16 protein-coding genes are annotated in these 21,918 nt (G+C 64.1%); 6 read left to right on the top strand and 10 right to left on the bottom strand.

What is annotated here, in order from left to right:
- The first annotated feature begins 181 nt into the window (after positions 1 to 181).
- Positions 182 to 403, top strand: coding sequence for a hypothetical protein (locus ACIP9X_RS16235; RefSeq protein ID WP_400480779.1), 222 nt, complete (start codon positions 182 to 184; stop codon positions 401 to 403).
- Positions 404 to 567: 164 nt separating this feature from the next.
- Here the strand turns inward: ACIP9X_RS16235 and ACIP9X_RS16230 are convergent, their stop codons facing one another.
- The 7 genes from ACIP9X_RS16230 to ACIP9X_RS16200 form a co-directional block, all read right to left on the bottom strand.
- Positions 568 to 1,887 (bottom strand): RNA polymerase sigma factor, encoded by a 1,320-nt coding sequence (locus ACIP9X_RS16230; RefSeq protein WP_400480778.1) that lies wholly within the window; start codon positions 1,885 to 1,887, stop codon positions 568 to 570.
- 314 nt (positions 1,888 to 2,201) lie between these two features.
- Positions 2,202 to 3,599 (bottom strand): DUF4192 domain-containing protein, encoded by a 1,398-nt coding sequence (locus tag ACIP9X_RS16225; protein WP_400480777.1) that lies wholly within the window; start codon positions 3,597 to 3,599, stop codon positions 2,202 to 2,204.
- Positions 3,600 to 3,837: 238 nt separating this feature from the next.
- On the bottom strand, positions 3,838 to 5,175 hold the full coding sequence (locus ACIP9X_RS16220) for a nitrate/nitrite transporter (RefSeq protein WP_400480776.1): 1,338 nt from the start codon (positions 5,173 to 5,175) through the stop codon (positions 3,838 to 3,840).
- Positions 5,176 to 5,662: 487 nt separating this feature from the next.
- Positions 5,663 to 6,703 carry an AAA family ATPase gene (locus ACIP9X_RS16215; RefSeq protein ID WP_400480775.1) on the bottom strand — a complete coding sequence of 347 codons (1,041 nt, stop codon included), beginning with the start codon at positions 6,701 to 6,703 and terminating at the stop codon, positions 5,663 to 5,665.
- A gap of 213 nt (positions 6,704 to 6,916) precedes the next feature.
- Entirely contained in the window at positions 6,917 to 8,896 is a 1,980-nt protein-coding gene (ftsH, locus tag ACIP9X_RS16210; protein ID WP_400480774.1) for an ATP-dependent zinc metalloprotease FtsH, read from the bottom strand.
- 41 nt (positions 8,897 to 8,937) lie between these two features.
- A complete protein-coding gene (locus tag ACIP9X_RS16205) occupies positions 8,938 to 9,258 on the bottom strand; it encodes a hypothetical protein (RefSeq protein WP_400480773.1) in 321 nt (106 codons plus the stop codon).
- Positions 9,259 to 9,550: 292 nt separating this feature from the next.
- The gene (locus ACIP9X_RS16200; RefSeq protein ID WP_400480772.1) at positions 9,551 to 9,976 is read right to left on the bottom strand and encodes an Hsp20/alpha crystallin family protein; all 426 of its coding nucleotides are present in this window, start codon (positions 9,974 to 9,976) and stop codon (positions 9,551 to 9,553) included.
- A gap of 463 nt (positions 9,977 to 10,439) precedes the next feature.
- On the opposite strand from ACIP9X_RS16200, the gene ACIP9X_RS16195 reads away from it, so the two are divergent.
- Complete coding sequence (locus ACIP9X_RS16195; protein WP_400480771.1) at positions 10,440 to 11,141, top strand: DUF4386 family protein; 702 nt, start codon at positions 10,440 to 10,442, stop codon at positions 11,139 to 11,141.
- A gap of 494 nt (positions 11,142 to 11,635) precedes the next feature.
- On the opposite strand, the gene ACIP9X_RS16190 is transcribed toward ACIP9X_RS16195, so the two are convergent.
- The gene (locus ACIP9X_RS16190) at positions 11,636 to 13,201 is read right to left on the bottom strand and encodes an amino acid permease (RefSeq protein ID WP_400480770.1); all 1,566 of its coding nucleotides are present in this window, start codon (positions 13,199 to 13,201) and stop codon (positions 11,636 to 11,638) included.
- Positions 13,202 to 14,181: 980 nt separating this feature from the next.
- On the opposite strand from ACIP9X_RS16190, the gene ACIP9X_RS16185 reads away from it, so the two are divergent.
- The 3 genes from ACIP9X_RS16185 to ACIP9X_RS16175 are packed head-to-tail and all read left to right on the top strand — an operon-like array spanning position 14,182 to position 17,452.
- Positions 14,182 to 15,585, top strand: a complete 1,404-nt coding sequence (locus ACIP9X_RS16185; protein ID WP_400480769.1) for a DUF6421 family protein — start codon at positions 14,182 to 14,184, stop codon at positions 15,583 to 15,585.
- A complete protein-coding gene (locus ACIP9X_RS16180; RefSeq protein ID WP_400480768.1) occupies positions 15,582 to 16,340 on the top strand; it encodes an SDR family NAD(P)-dependent oxidoreductase in 759 nt (252 codons plus the stop codon). Before ACIP9X_RS16185 ends, ACIP9X_RS16180 begins: the two co-directional genes overlap by 4 nt.
- Complete coding sequence (locus ACIP9X_RS16175) at positions 16,337 to 17,452, top strand: threonine aldolase family protein (RefSeq protein WP_400480767.1); 1,116 nt, start codon at positions 16,337 to 16,339, stop codon at positions 17,450 to 17,452. The genes ACIP9X_RS16180 and ACIP9X_RS16175 overlap by 4 nt, the downstream gene beginning before the upstream one ends.
- A gap of 94 nt (positions 17,453 to 17,546) precedes the next feature.
- Here the strand turns inward: ACIP9X_RS16175 and ACIP9X_RS16170 are convergent, their stop codons facing one another.
- Together ACIP9X_RS16170 and ACIP9X_RS16165 are read right to left on the bottom strand one after the other, a co-directional pair.
- Positions 17,547 to 18,980: a M20/M25/M40 family metallo-hydrolase gene (locus tag ACIP9X_RS16170; protein WP_400480766.1), complete on the bottom strand. Its 1,434-nt coding sequence runs from the start codon at positions 18,978 to 18,980 to the stop codon at positions 17,547 to 17,549.
- A gap of 70 nt (positions 18,981 to 19,050) precedes the next feature.
- Positions 19,051 to 19,989 (bottom strand): proteasome assembly chaperone family protein, encoded by a 939-nt coding sequence (locus tag ACIP9X_RS16165; RefSeq protein ID WP_400480765.1) that lies wholly within the window; start codon positions 19,987 to 19,989, stop codon positions 19,051 to 19,053.
- 244 nt (positions 19,990 to 20,233) lie between these two features.
- Between ACIP9X_RS16165 and ACIP9X_RS16160 the strand changes: the two genes are divergently transcribed.
- Positions 20,234 to 21,757, top strand: coding sequence for a leucyl aminopeptidase (locus ACIP9X_RS16160; RefSeq protein ID WP_400480764.1), 1,524 nt, complete (start codon positions 20,234 to 20,236; stop codon positions 21,755 to 21,757).
- The last annotated feature ends 161 nt before the right edge of the window (positions 21,758 to 21,918 follow it).

Raw genomic sequence — 21,918 nt, 5'->3', positions numbered from 1 at the left:
TGGCTCCCTCTAGCCTAGTCGCGCGGGCGGAGATCCGCGTTCAGCCACTCCCGGCAGGGCTCCGGACGGGCCGTGCCGTTACGCACACGTGATACGCGGACAGCGAAAGTGACACATCCTTGCCATAGTTCGGCACCGAATGCTGGTTATATAGATGTACAGATCTACTAAGGAGGCCGACATGACAACAGCAGTTGCCGACCGCACACTCAACGCAGCTGACCGGTGCGACCGTTGTGGAGCACAGGCGTACGTCCGGGTTGTACTCGAGTCCTCCGGAGGTGAGCTGCTCTTCTGCGCTCACCATTCACGTGCCGTCGAAGCGACCCTCAAGCCGCTGAGCTCAGAATGGCACGATGAGACGGGCCGGCTTCACGATAAGGCGCCGGTACCGGTCGACTAGACCTTGCCGCTGAAATAGTGCGTAGCAGACAGGCCAGGGTTCCCGTTCGGGAGCCCTGGCCTTTTTGCTGCTGTTTGGCGTCATCCGCAAAAACGATCCTCCGCCAGACAAAAAGCCAGGGCTGCCACCGGTAACGGTGGCGGCCCTGGCTGAGTGTTTTCAGGCTAGTCCAGGTAATCCCGCAGGACCTGGGACCGCGACGGGTGGCGCAGCTTGGACATGGTCTTGGATTCGATCTGACGGATGCGCTCACGGGTGACGCCGTAGACCTTGCCGATTTCGTCTAAAGTCTTCGGCTGGCCGTCCGTGAGGCCGAAGCGCATGGCAACAACTCCGGCTTCGCGCTCAGACAGGGTATCGAGCACGGAGTGCAGCTGTTCCTGCAGCAGCGTGAAGCTCACGGCATCGGCAGGGACCACGGCTTCGGAGTCCTCGATGAGGTCACCGAACTCGGAGTCGCCGTCCTCGCCCAGCGGCGTATGCAGGGAGATGGGCTCGCGGCCGTACTTCTGGACCTCCACGACCTTTTCCGGGGTCATATCCAGCTCGAGGGCCAGTTCCTCGGGAGTGGGTTCGCGTCCGAGGTCCTGCAGCATCTGGCGCTGCACGCGGGCGAGCTTGTTGATGACTTCGACCATGTGCACCGGGATACGGATGGTGCGGGCCTGGTCGGCCATGGCGCGCGTGATCGCCTGCCGGATCCACCAGGTGGCGTAGGTCGAGAACTTGAAGCCCTTGGTGTAGTCGAACTTCTCAACGGCACGGATCAGACCGAGGTTGCCTTCCTGGATCAAGTCCAGGAACAGCATGCCGCGGCCGGTGTAACGCTTGGCCAGGGACACCACGAGGCGGAGGTTCGCTTCAAGAAGGTGGTTCTTGGCGCGCTTGCCGTCGTGGATGATGAACTCAAGCTCGCGCTTGTACTTCGGGTCCATGGAGCCGTCGTCGGCGGCGATCTTCTCTTCGGCAAAGAGGCCGGCCTCAATCCGGAGAGCAAGGTCAACCTCCTGCTCGGCGTTGAGGAGCGCGACTTTGCCGATCTGCTTCAGGTAGTCCTTGACGGGGTCGGCGGTGGCACCGGCCGACATGACCTGCTGCACCGGGGCGTCGTCGTCGTCGGCGTCGGAGTATACGAATCCGGAGCCGGTGGGGGCGGCGGCAGTCTTGCCGGCCTCGTCGGGTTCGTCGGTGAGTTCGGAAGGATCGGGCGTCACATCGTCCAGGTCCTCTTCGACTTCAGCATCGACGTCGTCATCAGGGGCTGCGCTGCCGGCAGCTTCGGCTGCAGCCTTGGCGCCTGGCTTGGGTCCACGCTTCTTCGGCTCGGGCTTCGAGGCGTCACCGCCACCGGCGACTGCAGCATCCTTGACGGCCTTATTGGCGGCACGGGTGGCTGCACGCTTGGCGTTGGTTGCCGCCTTCTTGTCCTCGGCCGACACATCGGCCTGGGCGGCGGGTTCCTTCTTCGCGGAAGACGGGGTCACAGAAAACCTTTCTAGCGGCGGTCTGTGGAATCACCATACGGGCAACACCACTATGACCCTGTCAAGTCCGTGATTGACATCAGGTGCAACCGCGGCCGACAGAGCCATTAATTAGAACTGCCGGGGCGGCCGCAATGTTCCCGTTCCCGGGCTCATTGCAAGCACTGATTCACGGACCCAACCGGGTCTCGGCAACCATTGTCTCACGATTTTCTCCGGGCGGGGCCGCTGCCGCCGTAATACCGGGGTCAGGACACACCCACTGCCGGGCGGCAACGCATCAGCGCCGGAGGCAGTGCCGTGGAGGCACTGAACTAGGCAGCATCCGTGCCGAACCTCTGCCAGGCTGCCTCCTTCCTTCCAGCCCAGCCGCAGATCGTTCCGCGTCGGACCACCTCCGAGAGCAGTTCGGCGAGCCTGTAGCCGGGCGCTGCCGCCAGCGCCTTGGACAGCGAGGCATGGGCGTACGAGCCCCGCCCCCGGCACCACTCGATCCAGCCTTTAGAGGTCCACGCCGCTGCCTCCGCTTCCCCCGGGCCGCAGGCCACGAGGTGAAGCATGACATCTTCAAGGAGCTTCATGGCCTGCCAGTCGGGCACCGCCGGGCTCAGTCCGAGCAGCACCTCGCCGTAACCGGGCGGCTCCGGGTTCCCGTCCCTGCCGCCGGTGTCCGGGCACTGCGCCTTCACTCCCGGCTCCTCCCCCGCCGCGAGTCCGGCGGCGCCATGTCCGACGGTGTCCGGTCCGGCGGCACCCTTCCCGCCGATACCCCTCGCGCCGATATCCGGCCCGTTGAGGGACGGTCCCTTGGCAGGAAGCCCGGGCGGGTGCGAAAAGATGCCGAACTGCTCGGCCCCGGCCAGCGCGGTGGCGCGGCCCGCGGCAGCCATCACGAGTACGGCATCCCGCCACGCCGGAACGCACAGGGTGGCCCGGAGGAAACCGGTTATGTCGCACGGCAGGGCAGCTTCGGATGCCGGGCCCGGTCCCGCCTTGCATCCCGATGAAGTGTGCAAGCCCGTTGCCGTCTCGAAACCCCGAGCCGTGTCCCTGGCTAACGTGAAAGACAGCGCCGCTTGCCAAGCATCCAGCACGATTTCAAACTGTTGCCTGCTGCCCCGCACGGCGCACAGTTCATGCGCCCAGCGTCCCTCGGCCTCCATCACGGCGGGATCCCCGGATCCTGCAGTTGCGGCGGGGTCGCTCCCGGGCGCCTCCCCCACGCTGCTTCCCAGATACACCATTTCCGCGTTGAGCCGGCTGTCCCGGATCTCCGCAAGGGGGCGGCCGGGCAGCGGGCAGCATTCGGCGTCGGTACAGTAGACGTTCCTCCAGTACTCCGCACCAACGTACCAGGCGTCCCGCACCGGCATCCCCGCAAGCCCGAGGGCCGGCTCGAGGTCGGCGAGCAGCGCCCTGCTGCCCGGCGGGCCGGCGGCGTCAGACCAGCCGTCGTCGGTGAAGAAGATGAGCAGGGTGCCGTCCGCCTCCTTATCGGCCAGGAGATAGTCAGCTACAGTCCGGGCGAAATCTTCCCGGCCGCGCGGGGATGGCGTGCCTTCCGGGAGGTCGACCCGGAGCGTCGCCCCCAGCCGTTTGCCCTGCATGGTCATGGCCACGAGGCTGCAGGAGGGCCAGTACCCCAGCGTGTGGGGAACATAACCGAGGATGTCCTCGGGGCCGCTGATGATCAGGTGCTCAGGTGCGTTCATGCCTCCAGCTTTCGCCGCTCCCTATCCTCCGCGGCAGCCCCGATCTGGGCTATGTGGACACTGTTCGTCTGGGGAGGACAGGTGGGCTGGATCCTGCAGCGGGCCGCGTGCGCCAGGACGCCGGAAGCGGCTGCACCCGGACGCGGCGAGGGCCTTAAGTGTCCGTTCGCGCTTCGCTGCGCTACATGCCGGAATGCGGAGGGCCCCGCACACCTGAATGCTGTACACCCGGGCACAGTTACCCGCGGGACGCGGACTTCCGGGCGTTACGTGCCCGCCGCTGCTGGGCCATCGCCTGGAGCAGCGGCGGCACCACGATTCCTTGCGCAGCCATTTGCCGGCGGACCTTGCGGCGGACCACCAGCATCGCGACGGACCCGAAGCCGAGGAGCAGGAAGTGCACGCAGAGCGCGATGCGGAACGGTTCCAGGCCATAAAGCACGCCATTGGAAAAGCCGGTCGTGTAAAGGACGTCCAGGACGGCGCCGATCAGGTAGATGGCCAAAAGCGCCGCGAAGAAGCCGCCCACGTTGACGATGCCTGTGGCAGTGCCGATCCGGTGGGCGGGGTTGAACGTGCGGGCGAAATCGAAGCCGATCATGGAGCCTGGACCGCCGATGGCCAGCACCACAATGAGGACGGCCAGCAGCCAGAGCGGCGAGCGGCCTGGATACAGGAGCACGGCCGCCCACGCCGCGGCGGTGGCGGCAACGAGGAGCAGGACCATCGTGGAGCGCCGCAGGGGGTGCCGCGCAACAAACCGCCCGATCAGCGGTCCGGCCCCGATGGCGCCGGCCACGTAGAGGGACATCAGCGATGCCACGGTACCGGCGTCGAGCCCCTGCGCCGATATAAGGAACGGGTACCCCCATGTCATGGCGAAAACGGTGCCGCTGAACTGGATGGTGAAGTGGCTCCACATGCCCAGCCGCGTGCCGGGCTGCTTCCATGCCCGGGAGAGCGAGATGCCGGTGGCCTTCAGCCCCTTGGCAGATTCCTGTCGTGCGGTGCCGGGCGGCAGATCCTGCAGCAGCACGACAACCAGGACGACGGCGAGGCCGGACAGTCCCGCAAGGGACAGGAAGGCAGGGCTCCAGCCGGCGCTATGAAGGACATAGGCAAACGGCACGACGCTGAGCAGCTGCCCCAGCTGCCCGGACATGCCGGTGAGCTGGGTCAGCAGCGGCACCCGGGCAGGGGCAAACCACAGCGGGATCAGCCGGATGACGGAAATGAATGTCATGGCGTCGCCGGCGCCTACGAGCACCCGGCCGAGCACACCGGCCGGGACATTCTCGGCGAAGGCGAGCTGGAGCTGGCCGAGTCCCATGAGCAGGGCGCCGCCTGCGATCATGGCCCGTGAGCCGAACCGGTCCACGAGCACTCCGACGGGAATCTGCAGGGCAGCGTAGACGAGCAGCTGGAGCACGGTGAAAAAGGAGATGGCCGAGGCGGTGGCGTGAAACCGCTCCGTCGCCTCGAGCCCGACCACACCAAAGGACGTACGCTGTGTCACAGCCACCAGGTACGCGAAAATGCCAATGGACCAAATGAGCCAGGCGCGGGGTGCAGTCACCCTTTTATTATGCCCGGCCCCAACTAAAATCCTATTTATTTTGGGGTTCCATCGTTCCATGGGTCACGGGCGTCTCCTTTCGTACCGGAAGCTTAGGCATTCCATTGACCGCGAACGCGGATTCGTAGGATCCGGCGTTCTGCCTATTGCGACGGTCAGCTTCATCACAGGAAGAAGCCCCGAACTCTACGCCCCGACCGATGCGTTCATGACGTCCGCCGGGACGATTGAGTTTCTCCGCTTGGCAGCTCTGGAATTCTTACATCGTGCGGATATTCAGTTCTGACATACGGAAAGCAGTTTCATGCATGACCAGCAGCCCGAAGCCGCGGCGGCGCTGTTTGGGACCGGTTGGGGTATAGGGGCCGAGTGAGCAAGCTTGGGGTGGGTAGGAAGGCTGTCCTCCAGTTGCACGACAGCGGAACAGTTGTGCTTTTTCCCGCTCAGGGGCTGGACGGCATTCGTCTGACAGCTGCCGCAGATCCGGTCAGGTCAGCCAGCGCCACCAGCGTGGCTGCTCCGGTTCCGGCGTCGGTTCCGGCTCCGGCTCCGGCTCCTCACCCAAGGCCAGCGCGGCCTCGACGATGTCGTCCGCGGTGAGCGTCATGACGGCCTCACGATCGAGAGCGTCGAGACTTCGTTCCTCGTCGAGCGAGAGCCGCAGCGCCTGGCGGTTGAGCGCCTGCTCGAACAGCGTGCGGGCGAACCGTGCGTTGCCGGAGTCCTCGCCCGCATGCAGCCCGGTGAGGATGCGGCGCAGCATCTGGTCCGCACCCGGCTCCAGCGTGTACTCGTGCTGAGCCAGCATCTGGTGGAAGATCGTCTGGAGTGCGTCGACGGAATAGTCGGGGAACGTGATCTCGCGGGCGAACCGGGAGCGCAGTCCGGGGTTCGAGAGCAAGAAGGACTCCATCAGCCGCGGGTACCCGGCCACGATCACGACCAAGCGGTGGCGGTGGTCCTCCATCCGCTTAAGCAGGACCTCGATCGCCTCGGGGCCAAAGTCCATCCGGCCGTCCTCCGGGGCCAGCGCGTAGGCCTCGTCGATAAACAGGACGCCGTCCAGCGCACGCCGGATCACCCGGTCCGTCTTGATGGCGGTCTGGCCGACGTACTGCCCCACCAGGCCCGAACGGTCGACCTCGACCAGGTGGCCTTTCTGGAGCAGACCGACCGCGCGGTACATCTCGGCCAGGAGCCGCGCCACGGTGGTCTTGCCCGTGCCCGGGTTTCCGAGGAACACCAGATGCTGTGATGTGGCCACCTCCGGCAGGCCGTGCGCCTTACGGCGGGCCTGGACCTGGAGCAGTGCGACGAGGGCCCGCACCTGTTCCTTCACGGTTTCCAGTCCGACCAGCGCGTCGAGCTCGGCCTGCACCTCGGACAGCGGCCGGGCCGGCGCGGGCCTTGCACCGATGAGATCGCCGACCAGGTCGTCGACGCGCTCGGAACCGGGCAGCTTGAGCTGATCGGCCAGATGGCCGATGGTTTCGCGCAGGTCATCGAGCGGATGGCGGCTGGCAGCCATGTATCAACTGTAGTACTCAAATTCCCGACCGGGGTGGGGTCCGCCTCACCAGTATCAACTGCCTTTTGGTCGTGGAAGGTGCGGCGTCAGTCTCTTGAGTGTGTTTGGGGCGGGAAGCGGCGCCTGACTTTCAGGTGCCGGTAATCAATTGGTGATCTCGTTCCAGGCTTTTCAGTAAAGAGCCCATCAGAGCTGAAGCTGCCCGTGCTTCTGTCAGAGCGGTCCGGTTGCCGGTTTGACTGTCTGGCCGGGAACAGTGGCGCCCGCGGGTCGTTCCAGCCCTGCTGCAGAATAGATTTCCTGCTCGTCGAGGGTTTCCTTGGCGAGCAGCTGCTCGACCAGGGACTCCAGGCGCCAGCGGTTTTCCTGCAGGAGCGACAGGGCGCGTTCGTAGCATTGGTCCACGAGGACGCGTGTCTCGTCGGCGAGGATGTCGAGCATTCCTTCAGAGACACCCAAGGCCCTGGGGTCGCCTTCCTCCGGCAGCACCTGGACCGGCCCGATCCGTGAGGACATGCCCCAGCGCCCGACCATCATGCGGGCAAGGTGGGTGCTGGTTTGCAGGTCGCTTTCCGCTCCGCTGGTGACGACTCCGAAGACAAGCCTTTCTGCTGCCATTCCGCCAAGAGCCCCCACTATCCGGCCCCGCAGGTAGTTTTCGTCATACCCGTAACGGTCGGTATCGGGGGTGGAAAGCGTGACGCCAAGTGCCCGGCCGCGGGGAATAATGGAAATCTTGCGGACCGGGTCGGCGCCGGCTTCCAGCATGCCGAGTAGGGCGTGGCCGGACTCGTGATATGCGGTCCGCCTCCGCTCCTCTGGGGGCATGACCACGTTCCGCGCCGTTCCCAGTTGGACCTTTTCCAGTGCGTCGAGCAGGTCGCGCTGCGTCACTGATGCGTGGGTGCGCTTTACTGCCAGGAGCGCCGCTTCATTCACGAGATTGGCCAGCTCTGCACCGGTCATGCCGGGAGTAACCCGGGCGAGGGCGTCCAGGTCAACGCTGCCGTCAAGCCTTACGTTGCGGGCGTGGACCTGCAGGATCTGGGTGCGCCCGGCCTGGTCGGGTGCGTGGACCGTGATGGAGCGGTCAAAGCGTCCCGGCCGGAGCAAGGCCGGGTCCAGCACATCAGGCCTGTTGGTAGCGGCGAGGACCACCACGCCCTCGGAGGAGGAAAACCCGTCCATTTCGGTCAGGATCTGGTTAAGCGTTTGTTCCCGCTCGTCGTGACCGCCAACAGCCAAGGAGCCTCCACGCTTGCGCCCGATGGCGTCGATCTCGTCAATGAAGATGATCGACGGCGCAGCCTCACGTGCGGCCTGGAACAACTCGCGCATGCGGCTGGCCCCGACCCCCACCACCATCTCCACGAACTCCGATGAACTCGCGTGGAAGAAGGGCACCCCGGCTTCACCTGCCGTTGCCCGTGCCAGCAGGGTTTTGCCGGTCCCTGGAGGGCCGGTCAGCAGCACCCCCTTGGGCGCCCGGGCACCTATAGCCTGATACTTTTGCGGGTCCTTCAGGAAGTCGACGACTTCGGAAATTTCTGCTTCGACTTCATCGATTCCGGCGACATCCTGGAAAGTGACGCGGATGTTTTCGGGATTCACGGGCTGGAATTTCTTGCCGCCCATGGCACCCAGTCCAATCAGGCCGGATTGGCGCTTGAGCAGCCAGAGGTAAAAGAGCACCAACAGGGCAACCGGCGCGATGGAAATCAGGAGGTTCACCAGCACCCCACGCTCCTGGACCAGAGGGGTTGCGCGCACGGTGACGTCGTTTGCCTCGAGGGCGTCGAGCAGGTTGTCATTGGCGAAAGTGGGGCGTTCTGTCACGAATTGGGTATAGCTCTGCCCTTCGGCCCCTGGCACCGGCTTCTGCTGCCGGAGCCTGCCTTCAATCGTGTCGCCACGGGAAAACACCTCGACAACATTGTTGCTCTGAACCTGAGACTTGAACTCGGAGTACGACACGGTTTCAGGAACCGCAGCCCTGTCTTGGAACGAAAGAATGAGGAAGAACCCCAGGTACAGGACGGCCAGCCACAACCATCGCTTGTACCAGCGGCCGCGGCTGGGTTCGGAGCCATCTCCTCGCCCGCGCATTCCCTCCACTTTCCAAGGGACACTCTTCTTGCCGGCGCCGGAATCCTCAGCACCGCGAAGGGACCCTGGGCTGTTACCTGCCGCCATATTCTCCATCGCGCTACCCCCGGTGAGTTTGAGTCAGGTGATTACTGCTCGAGGACGCTGTCGATGAGGTCCTTAAGGATTTCCCAGAAGTCCCTGGCCCGGAAGGATGTAACGGGTCCTCTCCCCTGGGCTTGCCGAACGGCATTCGCAACGGCAATCACCTCGGCGAACACTTCAGCCGTGACGGCAGGGACGCGTTCGGGTTCAAGGGCGAGGATATGTTCGACCATGGCTCGGGAATGTTTCGCTGCCTCCTCTTCCTGGAGCAGACCCAGCCTGCTCGGCTCAAGACGTGTCTTTGCCGTTTCGAATCCCCTATCGATATGTGGGGCGAAACCGTCGTCCATGTACTGGATTGTCATTTTCCATACCTCCATTCGCGTCCCTTTCAGGACGGCATGCAGTGTCGGCATCGATGTTCTGTTGGAATCCGTGTGACACCGGCGCCCCGGTCTAGGACGATCCCCAAGTCTGGGGAGCCATGCGTGTTGTGGCGTATGAAGCGGTCCCCGGGTCGCGGAGGCCGGTGACCGTTCTGGGGAGGGATGCCTCTGCCCTGACGCTGCTTGTGCGCTAAAGACGCAGAGGCGGTTTCGTGATAAAAGCCAGCCGCCCGAGAGGCAGTCTTGGGGCTTCGGCATCCCTCCCGGCTTATTAGGCGCTGATCTGCTGCTGCGCGCCGGCTCCGGACGTGATCTCGATCTTCCGCGGCTGTGCCTTCTCCGCCACCGGAATGCGAACTGTCAGGACGCCACCGTCGTAGCCGGCCTTCACGTTTTCTGTATCCAGCGCTTCGCCCAGGATCAGCTGCCGGCTAAAGACACCACGCGGCCGCTCCGCAGCAATCAGTTCCACACCTTCACCGACGGTGTCCTTGCGCTCGGCGCGGACGGTCAGAACGTTCTGCTCAACATTCAGATCGATCGACTCGGCCTCCACCCCGGGCAGATCAACCGCCACCACGAATTCATTGCCTTCACGCCAAGCATCCAGAGCCATCGCAGCCGGATGTGCCACCGTACCCAGTACCTGCTGCGTCAGCCGGTCGAACTGGCGGAACGGATCGCTCATCATCAACATCACATACCTCCTAAATCATCAGGTGACCTAAGTCATCAGGTGACCGGATCTATATCCGCTGATATAGATTTAAATAGCACCGGGACCAAAAGCTGACAAGAGGGTGCCGGGAAAGAAGCCGTCCAACGGAAACGGTCCACTGACGCGGCTAGTGCTCTAAGAACCCGGGCAGTTATCAACTACCACGTGCCTCGCTTCTGGACTCGACGTCGCACGTGCGTCACCACCGGTAGAGGGTGGCACGGGGAGGCCGCCAGCGTCTCTGGCCCGGACCGCGCCGATCCCGCGGGAGGCATGAGAGCCCTCGCCGGCGACGAGACGCTGACGCTGAGCGCGTTCTGGGTCAAGCTGGATCAGCTCATCGGACCGGTCCTTCTTCTGGGCATCCCCCGGCCTCGACTCTCCAAACCCAGGACCCTACAATCGGAAGCAAGTGAGGATCCGTGCGAGGCAGGGATGATCCATGGTCCACGGCAAAGCGCTTCGCCTCTCGGCGGTCCTGATTGTAGTGGGGTTCGTCCTTCACGTGGTTGCGGGTCTTTTACACGCCAACGGGCCAGCTAACGACCATCGTGTCGTGTTTGCCGAATACGCCGCCAGCGTTGTCTGGACCTCGGTGCATCTTGCCCAGTTCGCTGGGATGGCGGTGTTCATCGCCGGACTTCTTGTCCTCTTCTTCGCTCTTGACGCCGCAGGTGCAGGCGCGGCCCGGGTGGTGGCACGACTGGGTGCCGTCTCTGCAGGGGTGGCGCTTGGGCTCTACGGCGTCCTGCAGGCGGTGGACGGGGTCGCCCTGAAACAGGCCGTAGTTGCTTGGGTCGGCGCGCCGGAAGCGGAGAAAGCTGCCCGTTTCGCCAGCGCTGAGAGCATCCGATGGGTGGAGTGGGGCGCCAGGAGCTATCAAACATTCATGCTCGGTCTGACCTTGATCCTGCTCGGCTTGGCAGTGGTCTTCACGTCAAAGCTGCCGAAAGCCTTGGGATACCTGATGGGACTGTCCGGTCTTGCCTATCTCGTGCAGGGCTGGGTGGTCGGGGTGGAGGGCTTCCCGGAGACCAACACTTTCGCTATCCTGGCCGGTTATGTTCTCATCCTGGTATGGAGCATCTGGCTTGTAGCGGTCACATGGCTGACGAAGGAAACGCTAGGAGTCACAGCCTCCTGAAACCGGCGGATCCTGCCGAAGGCCGCACGCGCGCCCAAGGGTATGACGAAAAAATCCGTAGTCAGTCCAAGGGCGTCTCCATCAGCGGCCAGTTCGCCCCACCCGCCGGTGCATTCGTGAACCAGGTCAGCGCTCCTGGGTTACAACCAACACCACAGGAAGGCTCGGACAACGACCAAAACCTGTGACACCAGTCCGCACGCCCGGTCATGATCAGCCTCAGCTCCCTCATCTGGTCACTGGCGGCAATAACGGCAGCAATCGGCCTCGTCGAATGAGTCGCTAGAGGGCGACGCTAACCGTCGTTATTGACCTGCGCGGGAAACAGGAAGCCGGGTGAGGTTCTCACCCGGCTTCCCTGTTTCTCGACCAGATCCGGGGTACTAGCCCTGCAGATCTGACGCAAGCCACTCAACGGCGTGATGCTGAGGCTCGTCTTGGCCCTCGTCTACCGCGGCCCCCTCAATGCGTGGGGGTAGCCCCGCGGCAGCTCGTCACTGGGTGCCGCCCCTACCTTCTTCGTCCTCGAGGTCCTTAGGTGCCCTGAGATCCATCTCGAGCAGCGGAACCATTTTGGACTTGGTGATGGAGCGGTGAGCCAGCCATAGGACGATGAAGACCGGCAGCCCGATGTAGGAGGAAAGCACCTCCATGCTTCGCCCGGCAAGCACAGCCTCGTAGTTCTGTCCCGCGATCACCAGGACCAGCAGGGCGAAGGCCAGCAGTGGGCCTATGGGGAACAGGGACGCCTTGTACGGCAGGTCGCTGACCTTGTTTCCCTGGGCCAGGAAGCCGCGCCTGAAGCGGTAGTGGGAGACTGCGATGCCCGCCCAGACGATGAAGCCGCACAGGCCTGACATGTTCAGCAGCCAGGAGTAGGCGGCGCCCTGGCCGACGATGGCGGAGAGGAACCCGAAGAGTCCCACGGCCGCGGTCGCCAGCAACGCCGGGATGGGCACGCCACGCGCGTTGGTTCGGCCGAAGATCTTCGGGGCCATGCCGTCGTGGGCCATGGCGTAAAGCATCCGGGTGGAGGCATATAGTCCGGAGTTGCCCGCGGACAGGATGGCGGTCAGGATCACCGCGTTCATCAAGGCCGCTGCGAAGGCTATCCCGGCGCGCGAGAAGACCAGGGTAAATGGCGATGCTGCAATATCGGCCTCGCCGGCGGCCAGCAGGCTCGGGTCGGTGAACGGGATCAGGCAGCCGATGATGAAGATGGCGCCGATGTAGAAAAGCATGATGCGCCAGAAGACAGTGCGGATAGCCTTCGGTACTTCGCGACGCGGGTTCTTGGCTTCGCCGGCGGCCACACCCACCAGCTCGGTGCCCTGGAAGGAGAACCCGGCAATCATGAAGACCGAGATGACCGAGACCCAACCCCCGTGGAACACTTCATCGCGGTTTTCCCAGTTGCTCAGTCCCGGGGAGTTATCCCCGAGGATGCCGAAGATCATCAGCACGCCGGCGATCAGGAAGATCACTACTGCGCTGACCTTGATGAGGGAGAGCCAGAATTCCGACTCCCCGAAGGACTTCGCAGAGAGGGCGTTGAGCCCGGTCAGCACCAGCAGGAAGATCCCGGCCCACACCCAGCCGGGGATCCCCGGGAACCAGAAGTCCATGATGATTCCGGCCGCGACCAGCTCGGCGGCCACCGTGATGGCCCAGTTGAACCAATAGTTCCAGCCGATCGCGAACCCAAAGGACTGGGAGACGAAACGGGTTGCAAAGGACTGGAAGGAACCGGCGACCGGAATTTTGGCCGCCATCTCGCCCAGTGACTGCATCAACAGGAATACCATCAGCCCGACCAGCGCGTAGGCGACCAGCGCACCGCCGGGACCCGCCTGGGAAATGGTGCCGCCCGAGGCCACGAACAGCCCGGTACCGATCGCACCGCCTATGGCGATCATCTGCAGGTGGCGGCTGTTTAGCCCGCGCTTGAGTTCGTTGGCGGTTTCGGCGGGGGCGCGGTCTGCCCCTGTCGCAAGGGAGGATCCGTGTTGTGCCACTTCATCGGGTTTGATGTCTGTGGAAGTTCCGCTCATTGGTGTCATGCAACACCACCAAGGGGAATCAATGCGGTCCGGTTCCCCGTGCCGCCAATGGCTCGACCGGTACAGGCTTCTTCGACTGCCGTGCCGAGCGGGTAGGTCAAAACGGCCCCGAGGGGTCCCGCCTGCGTGGTGGTGGACCCCGGGCTGAGCAGTCCTGAGCCGAAGCACAGACCGGTTTCAGTGGTGCCGGGAGAGATAGCCCGATTGTCTGTTTGCGTGAGGGAGCCAAGTCCCATGGTGCCTCCGAAAAGGTAGCTGCGGTGGATTGAGCTTTCCGGCGGGCCCGGCCGGGAAGACGGTGATCAAGCTAACACAGGAAAAGAAGGCGCCCTTTGGCGAAGCGAATGTTGCACGACCAATGCACCGAAGTCTTACGAATATGCCGAAGATACCCGCGTTGAGCGTAAGAGTTGCTGATTCATCCTCGTTGGATAAGTAAGCGGCCCTGACGATCTGCTAGGACTGCCCGCCGGCGTTAGGCGACTGATTCCCGCCGGCGGGCTGCGTGGCCTCTCGCAGTCCCGAACGCTGAAGGAACCGTTCCGTAAACAACGACGATCGCGGCAACCCGGAACTGCGGGACTTCGTCCGCGAGCATCTGGAAACAGCGCTGAAGCCCCGGACAGATCAGCAACCCGTCGACGCTACTGTCCGATTTGTCCGATTGTGAGTGTCAGCGGGAATTTGAACCAGGAGCAGGGCGGCAGAGCCGGAGCGGCCCGGGCTGCTGAAGCATCTGCTGATCGGCACCAGGGGTAGGAGCTAAGCCGCGGACCATCACACCACTGTGCCTACTTTTTAGGTTCATGATCGCCGATTTCAGGGTGACTCGAAATCGTTCGACCCCAAGGCCCGCGCTGGCAAAGGTGAAAAGAGCCCGCCCCGAGCAAAAGAAGTTCTTACGCATAGGCGAAAAAGGCATCACGCATGCTTACGCATTGCTACGTTCTTCGAGTACCCCCTCAACGGAAGGAATGAACATGTCCGTCATCGCACACCTCGAGGTGACAACCACCCGGGCAGAAGACCTCAAGGCGCTCCCGGCATGGCAGGCTCTAAAGGCAGCCGTCATTGGACTGCAGCAGGTTCAAGCGCAGGACGGTTCTGTTCCGGAACCCGCCAACCACGACCTGGCCCGCCAGAATGTCAGCACCATTACTGGCTCAATCGAGGACCTGCGCCCCCACCTTCCCCACGACGCGGAATACCTGGAACTGCTCGTGCAGGACTTCCGGCGGTGGGCGTCCGAGGGCTTCGTCGTACCTGATTTCCTCGACTCGTTGGCAGCCTTCCACCCCGAGCAGTGGCGCATCGATGGGCTGCCGCACCTGGTTGTGTTCCCCATGTACACGCAAAACGGCAGCACTAACCGCTACTTTGAGGCCGTCCTCATCGAGGTTATTTGGCCTTCTTTCGTCGCTGATCTGGAGGCAGGAAACTACTCCAACAAGCTGTTCGTCCCGATCAGCTTCGTCGATTTCACCCCCGGCTACGACACGAACTCCGCAGTACTCTTCCCCGAGAGCGTGGCGGTGCGGAGCACCCCCTCGTTCACCTGGGGAGGCATTTTCGCGGACCGCGAAGCTGCCCGGTTCCGTCGCGTCCTGAAAGCTGCTGCCGACATTACTTCCCTGGACCTGCCTGCTGACGCCGCGGAATTGATCGAGGACCAGCACCTCACGGAGAAGACCTTCGTGATGTGGGATCTGATCCATGACCGGACCCACATGCGCGGCGACCTGCCCTTTGACCCGTTCATGATCAAGCAGCGGATGCCGTATTTCCTGTACTCCCTCGAGGAGCTTCGCTGTGACCTGACCGCCTTCCGCGAAGCAGTCCTCATCGAGCGGGATGAAACGGCTTCCGAGGACGCCCGCAGGCACGCCAAGCTGGTCCAGTACGCCGTGATCTTCGATCGCATTTTCCGCTTCGCGATTACCGGGAACCGGGTCCGTAACTACGACGCCGTGGGCGGCCAGCTGCTGTTCGCCTGGATGCACCAGCACAGGGTCCTGCACTGGACCGATGGGAAGTTGAACATCGACTGGAAGGACGTCGCCGGCGTGGTCGTCGAGCTGGGTCTCCGCATCGAGGAACTCTACTGGCGTTCAATCGACCGGCCGAAGACCGCACACTGGCTGGCTGCCTATGAGCTGGTCTCGGAAACCCTCACGCCCAACCCGGCCTCCGTCTGGGCCAAGGGACCGGACGCCCTTCCGCTCGACGGCCCTCCCCGGGGACTGACGGACCAGATCCTTGATGACGAATTTCCCCTGTCAATGTTCTACGAGGCACTGGAGAAGAAGATGCGCCCGGTCATTGAATCAACCGCCGGGATCACCGGTAAGAGCCCTGTGAAGACTGAGGGCGGGGCGGGCGCATGAGCCAGGACCTCTCAGGGCGTACGGTCGTCGTCGCCGGTTCGACAAGCGCTGCCGGCGTTGCAGTGGTCCGTACCCTCTCGCAAGCAGGGGCACGCGTAGCCGCCGTGGACATTCTTCAGGACCGGGTGCAGGAGCTCTCGGGCGCATACGGCAACGTCACGGGCTATGTCTGCAACCTCGCAGACCTGCAAGCCGTTGAGGACTTGGCGAAGGCGGTCCGGCATGATCTGGGTCCCGTGGACGGCCTTATCCATCTGGTAGGAGGGTGGCGCGGCGGCGCCGGTATTCAAGGCCAGACGGATCAAGACTGGGACTTCCTGCACACCAGCGTCCTCACCACCCTGAGGAACACCAGCCGCGCGTTTTACGATGACTTGGCTACCTCCCCGGCGGGACGCCTGGCCATTGTTTCCGCACAGTCCGCTTCCTCACCGACAGCGGACGGCGCCGCCTATGCTGCCGTCAAGTCCGCGGCCGAGGCATGGACCCTGGCCGTGGCCGACGGATTCCGGCAACTGCAGGGAGGAAACGAAAGCCCCCGCTCCGCTCAGCACTCAGCCGCCCTGGTCTTCGTCGTCAAGGCCTTGGTCGATGACCGGATGCGCGCAGCCCAGCCGGAACGCAGATTTCCGGGTTTCACCGATGTCAGTGTCCTGGCCGACGCCGTAGAGCGGATCTTCGGCCTGGAGGCAGAACAGATCAACGGGCTGCGCTTGCCCCTCACGGCCGGCCACCTTGCGGGTTCACCGGCATGAGCGTCAGCGTTGATTCCAAAGCAGGCGTCCCGCAGGTACTGGCTGGGCGCCTGCACGACCCGAGCTACCGGGGCTTCGCCTCGGATAACTACGCCGGGGCTCATCCCGAAATCATCGAAGCAGTTCAGGCAGCCAACGAAGGACACGTCACCGCATACGGCGAAGACGTTTACACAGCGGCGCTGCAACAGGTCGTCCGTTCCCACTTCGGGACAGCTGCTGCGGCATATCCCGTCTTCAATGGAACCGGGGCCAATGTCCTTGCCCTCCAAGCCCTGCTCCCGCGCTGGGGCGCTGTCATCTGCGCGGCAACAGCGCATATCAATACCGATGAAAACGGCGCCCCGGAACGCATTGGCGGAGTAAAGCTCCTCCCGATCCCGACACCGGATGGCAAACTCACCCCGGAACTGATCGACGCCGAAGCCTGGGGATGGGGGGACGAGCATCGGGCCCAACCGCTGGTCGTATCGATCACCCAGACCACCGAGCTCGGCACCTGCTACACGCCGGAGGAAATCCATCGGATTGCTGAGCACGTCCATGCCAAGGGAATGAAACTGCACCTGGACGGAGCAAGGCTGGCCAACGCTGCAGCACATCTCGGGCTCCCTTTGCAGGCATTCACCACCGACGTCGGTGTTGACGTCCTGTCCTTTGGCGGCACCAAAAACGGGCTGCTGTTCGGCGAAGCCGTTGTCTGGCTCAACCCACAGTCCGACCCAGGCCTGAACTACCTGCGCAAGATGAACATGCAGCTTGCCTCAAAGATGCGGTTTGTCTCTGCGCAGCTGACAGCCCTGCTGACGGATGGGTTGTGGTTGCGGTCCGCCAGCCATGCCAACGAGATGGCTCAACGTCTCAGCGCAGGGATCTCGGCCATTGACGGTGTCTTACTTACGCAAGCGACACAGTCCAATGGTGTCTTTGCCATCCTTCCACCCGGGGCGGCCGCGAAAGTCCGGGAATCCTTCCGCTTTTATGACTGGGACCAGGCACGCGGCGAAGTCCGGTGGATGTGCTCATGGGACACCACCGAAACCGATGTCCAATCTCTCGTGGCTGCCGTTGAAGCTGCCGTAGGCTCCCTGGCTTCACAACGCGACGTCTAACCAAGGAGACGCAACCGCCAACCAGTGGCGGTACTTTCCCGTCGGGGAGAAACCAAAGGATGATCTCTTCGGCCGCGATGCGGGCATAGCCAGGTCACACCTGCCGCCCATCCTGGTTAAGGCGGGCGCCGTCGGGCTGCTGGCAGAGGGCGGTGAGAAACAGGGCTTCGGCCAGGATAGCCTTTCTTAGTTCGCCCAGGTGCACGGATTCGTTGGCTCCATGCGCACGGGAATCCGGGTCTCTGGGTCCTGTCAGCAGGATAGAACAGCGGGGCTGGTGCCGGGTCAGTTCGGCCACGAACGGGACTGACCCGCCGGTGCCTCTGGTCACCGCCTCGGTTCCCCAGGCCTCCCCGAGTGCCCACAGGGCTATCTGCCCCATCCGGTCGCGGGGCGCCACTGCGAACGGCTTGGTTTTTGTGCCCGGTGTGAATGTCACTTCGGCGCCGAAGGGGGCGTGCTTCAGGGCGTGGCGGCGGACGGCTTCCATCGCCTCGTCGGGGTCATTGCCGGGTGGAATCCGGAGGCTGAACTTAACGGCGGCCGCTGGAATCAGGGTGTTCGGCGCGGTCGCTATGGGCGGGGCATCGAGTCCGACGAAGGACAGCGCGGGCTTGCCCCACAGCCGGGAGCTGATCTTCCCTGTGCCCGCCAGCTGAACGCCGGCCGGGACGCCGGCGTCACGGCGGAATTCCTCCTCGGTGAAATCCGGACCTTCGGGGCTTGCGGTAGCGAGACCTTCGACTGCGACTGACCCGTCCTCGTGGTGGAAGGTGGCCATCAGGTGGGCAAGGGCGGTGGGGGCATCGAGGGCAGGGCCGCCGAAACTCCCTGAGTGCAGCCCATGATCCAGGGTCCGCACTTCGATGGTCCCGTCGACCAGTCCCCTCAGGCTGGTGGTCAGTGCAGGAGTTCCGAGTTTCCAGCTGCCCGCATCAGCAACGATGGCCGCCTCTGCCTGGAAACGCGGCTTGTGCTGTGCAAGGAGGGCCGGCAGCGTCGGCGACCCCGACTCCTCCTCTCCTTCGATAAAGACGGTCAGGCCCAGGCCGTGGCCTGGCCCAAGGACTGTGTCCAGGGCCCGGACAGCAGCAACATGCATGATAATTCCGGCCTTGTCATCGGCCGCGCCCCGGCCCCACAGGCGTCCGTCCCTCACCACGGCAACAAACGGGTCACTCCCCCATTCCTCGGCCGGGCCAGGCGGCTGGACGTCGTGGTGGGCATATAACAGCACCGTGGGCATCCCGGGAGTGGCAGACCTGGCGGCGATAACCGCCGGTGCGCCCGGTTCACCTGCCGGGTCCGTGCCGCGGATGATTTCCGCGTCAACAAATCCTGCCTCGTTGAGCAGCTTCCGGACGTTCCCCGCACTTTGCTCAAGAGCGCCCGGATCGAAGTCGGACCAGGCGATGCCGGGCACAGCAACCAGCCCGGCCAGGACGCTCACTGTTCCTGACATCCCGGCATCAACGGCGGATGCCAGCCTCGCCACGGTTTCCCGCGGCAACCTGCCTGTGTCTTTCATAGGAACCATGGCTCCTGCCGCCTGCTCCATGAATCAATAGCCCGTGATAGTGACCGAGGTTATGAGGGGGCTATTGCGCCGGGTTCTCCCGGGCGAGGTAAGCCTCGACAGCCGCGCCCAATGCGTCCGCGTCCGGCAGCTCGTCGTTCTCGTCGGCCAGCAGTGAGCGGCGCACGGTCCCCTCTGCCTTCTCGTCGTAGCGGGCCTCCAGCTTGGCCACCACCTGCTGGACGTCGGCCGACGCCTCAACCTGTTCGGCGATCTGCCGTCCCACTTCGCGCCCCGACTCCCGGAGCCGGTCTGTGGGCAGCATCAGGGAAGCCGCAGCGCCGAGGTACTCCAGACCCGCCACGGCCGCGGTCGGGTATTCGGCCTCGGCAAGATAATGCGGGACGTGGATGACGTAGCCAGCCACGTTCCGCCCGGCATCGGCGAGGCGCAGTTCCAGCACGTGCCCCACCGCTGCCGGCACTTCCACGGTCGGCTTCCACGCAGAGATGCCTTCGATCAGGTCGGGCCGGTTGCCGTGCACGGTCACGCCGACCGGGCGGGTGTGAGGAACCGGCATGGGGATGGAGTGGATCCACGTCACGAGGTTGACGTCGAGGGCCTCCACGATCTGGACAACTGCACGCGCAAACCGCTCCCACTGCAGGTCCGGCTCGAATCCGGCGAGGAACAGGAACGGCCTGCCCAGCCCGTCCACAAGCCGGTACAGTGCCAGGCTTGGTGCCTGGTAATCCTCGAGGTGGTCCTCCACGAAAGTCACGTGCGGCCGCCGGGAGCGGTAGTCGATCAGCTGGTCTGCGTCGAAAACCGCCACACGCTCGGACTCGAGGTTGTCGAGGAGCTCGGAGGTGATCTGGCGGACAACATGGCCTGCGTCGGCAAAACCGGTGAATCCCATCACCAGGTTCAGCCCGCGCAGTTGGGGGCTGTGGAACAGCTCAATGTTTTTGGCATAGAGCGCATCGGGGTCCAGCAGCGAGCCGGAAATCCGTTCAAACACGGCGAGTTCCTTTCGTGGTCAGGGTCTACCTCCATAACGCCGGTGCCGCCCGGCTCATTCCGGGGACCGCAGTGGCGCGGCTCTCATTCAATCCCAGCGGGGAGCCAGCGACAGACTACGATCGAAATTGGCCTTGCTGGGGTCCGCTGCCGGCGGCCTCCACCGCGGGAGGGCGTCCGGAAAAGCGGGCGCCTTGCCAGCACTTCCTGCCCGAATCGTCACAGAGAATTGAGGACTGATCCTCGTGGTCAAGAATAGTGAAATAGACATTAGTGCCATTGCGCGCGACCTCAAGAAGGCGGCCAGCGACGCCGTCGTCGTGGGCGTGGGACAAGGCGCGGACGGTCCGGTCCTGCTCGAAAACCCACTGTCCGCCAAGTCAGCAGAAGCACTGACCGAATCGCTGAAGGTCCTCGGCATCACCGGGGCGGCCGACCAGATTGTCCGCCTTCCCGGACTTCCGGAAGCAGGAAACGGCATCGTTGTCTTGGCCGGCGTCGGCAAGACAAGCCCCGGCCAGCGTCTCAGCCGCGAAGCGCTGCGCCGCGCAGCCGGCTCCGCAGTCCGCCAGCTTGCGGGACTGCCCACTGTAACCCTTGCCTTCCCGACGGCGGACGTCCCCGACGTCGAAGCCGTCGCCGAAGGCGCTGCGCTCGGTGCCTACTCCTTTACCGAGTACCGCACCTCGAAAGACGGGCTCAAGGACCCGGTCCGGAACGCGGTGATCTTCACCGACCTGGCCGGCGGCAAGGACCTGGAGCCGGCACTGAAGCGGGCCGCCCTCGTTGGGAAGGCCGTCAACGCCACCCGCTCGCTCGTGAACCAGCCGCCGAGCCACCTCTATCCGGAGACTTTCGCCGATGCAGCCAAGGAACTCGCCAAGGGCCTGCCCGTCAAGGTGACCGTCTGGGATGAAAAGCGCCTCGAAAAAGAGGGCTTCGGCGGCATCATGGGCGTCGGCAAGGGCTCTGCCCGCCAGCCCCGCCTGGTGAAGGTCGAATACTCGCCGGCCAAGGCCACCCGGAAAATCGCGCTTGTGGGCAAGGGCATCACTTTCGACACGGGCGGCATCTCCATCAAGCCGGCCCTGGGCATGGGCGACATGAAGAGCGATATGGCGGGTGCCGCCGTCGTCCTTAACACAGTGCTGGCCCTCGCCGGCCTCGGCCTGCCGGTGAAGGCGACGGCCTGGCTCTGCATCGCCGAAAACATGCCGTCGGGGGCTGCGTCCCGCCCGGCTGACGTCCTCACGATGTTCGGCGGCAAGACGGTTGAAGTCCTTAACACCGACGCCGAGGGGAGGCTGGTCATGGCCGACGGCATCGTCGCAGCGAGCCAGGAGCACCCCGACGTCATCATCGACGTGGCCACCCTCACCGGCGCGCAGCTGATCGCGCTCGGAAACCGCACCGCAGGCGTCATGGGCGCGGACAGCGTCACCTCCCCGCTCAAAGCAGCAGCGGACCGCGCCGGCGAGCTGGTCTGGCCCATGCCGCTTCCTGAGGAGCTGCGGCCCAGCCTCGATTCACAGGTGGCTGACATCGCCAACATCGGTGAGCGGCACGGCGGCATGATGACTGCGGCGGTGTTCCTGCGGGAGTTCGTGGGCAAGGGGAAGAACGGCGAGGCCATCCCGTGGGCGCACATCGATATTGCCGGGCCTTCCTTTAATAACGGGGCGCCGTACGGCTACACCCCCAAGCAGGGCACTGGCTGCACGGTCCGCACGCTCGTGGCATACGCGGAGGACCTTTTGGCCCGGGCGTGACGCGGCACGCGGCTGTGTGGCAGGCCGGATGATCCCCTCGCCACACAGCCGCGTGACACTCGACACAAGCGCTCCACAAAAGCGGCGGCAAGGTGGAGCATGGATAAGTGGTTCGCTAAGGTGAACCACGGTAGTCACAAATGAAAGGGAACTGGCCTGCT

This window comes from Arthrobacter sp. NPDC093125 (assembly GCF_044754225.1).
In the GTDB taxonomy this organism is placed as follows: Bacteria; Actinomycetota; Actinomycetes; order Actinomycetales; family Micrococcaceae; genus Arthrobacter.
This window is presented reverse-complemented; position numbering and strand designations above follow the sequence as displayed.

What these genes read in the sequence shown, in the direction of transcription:
- ACIP9X_RS16235 (WP_400480779.1), top strand. Translation starts at nt 182, where the DNA reads ATGACAACAGCAGTTGCCGACCGCACACTCAACGCAGCTGACCGGTGC.
- ACIP9X_RS16225 (WP_400480777.1), bottom strand. Translation starts at nt 3,599, where the DNA reads ATGAACGCACCTGAGCACCTGATCATCAGCGGCCCCGAGGACATCCTC.
- ACIP9X_RS16215 (WP_400480775.1), bottom strand. Translation starts at nt 6,703, where the DNA reads ATGGCTGCCAGCCGCCATCCGCTCGATGACCTGCGCGAAACCATCGGC.
- ftsH (WP_400480774.1), bottom strand. Translation starts at nt 8,896, where the DNA reads ATGGCGGCAGGTAACAGCCCAGGGTCCCTTCGCGGTGCTGAGGATTCC.
- ACIP9X_RS16205 (WP_400480773.1), bottom strand. Translation starts at nt 9,258, where the DNA reads ATGACAATCCAGTACATGGACGACGGTTTCGCCCCACATATCGATAGG.
- ACIP9X_RS16200 (WP_400480772.1), bottom strand. Translation starts at nt 9,976, where the DNA reads ATGTTGATGATGAGCGATCCGTTCCGCCAGTTCGACCGGCTGACGCAG.
- ACIP9X_RS16195 (WP_400480771.1), top strand. Translation starts at nt 10,440, where the DNA reads ATGGTCCACGGCAAAGCGCTTCGCCTCTCGGCGGTCCTGATTGTAGTG.
- ACIP9X_RS16190 (WP_400480770.1), bottom strand. Translation starts at nt 13,201, where the DNA reads ATGACACCAATGAGCGGAACTTCCACAGACATCAAACCCGATGAAGTG.
- ACIP9X_RS16185 (WP_400480769.1), top strand. Translation starts at nt 14,182, where the DNA reads ATGTCCGTCATCGCACACCTCGAGGTGACAACCACCCGGGCAGAAGAC.
- ACIP9X_RS16180 (WP_400480768.1), top strand. Translation starts at nt 15,582, where the DNA reads ATGAGCCAGGACCTCTCAGGGCGTACGGTCGTCGTCGCCGGTTCGACA.
- ACIP9X_RS16175 (WP_400480767.1), top strand. Translation starts at nt 16,337, where the DNA reads ATGAGCGTCAGCGTTGATTCCAAAGCAGGCGTCCCGCAGGTACTGGCT.
- ACIP9X_RS16170 (WP_400480766.1), bottom strand. Translation starts at nt 18,980, where the DNA reads ATGAAAGACACAGGCAGGTTGCCGCGGGAAACCGTGGCGAGGCTGGCA.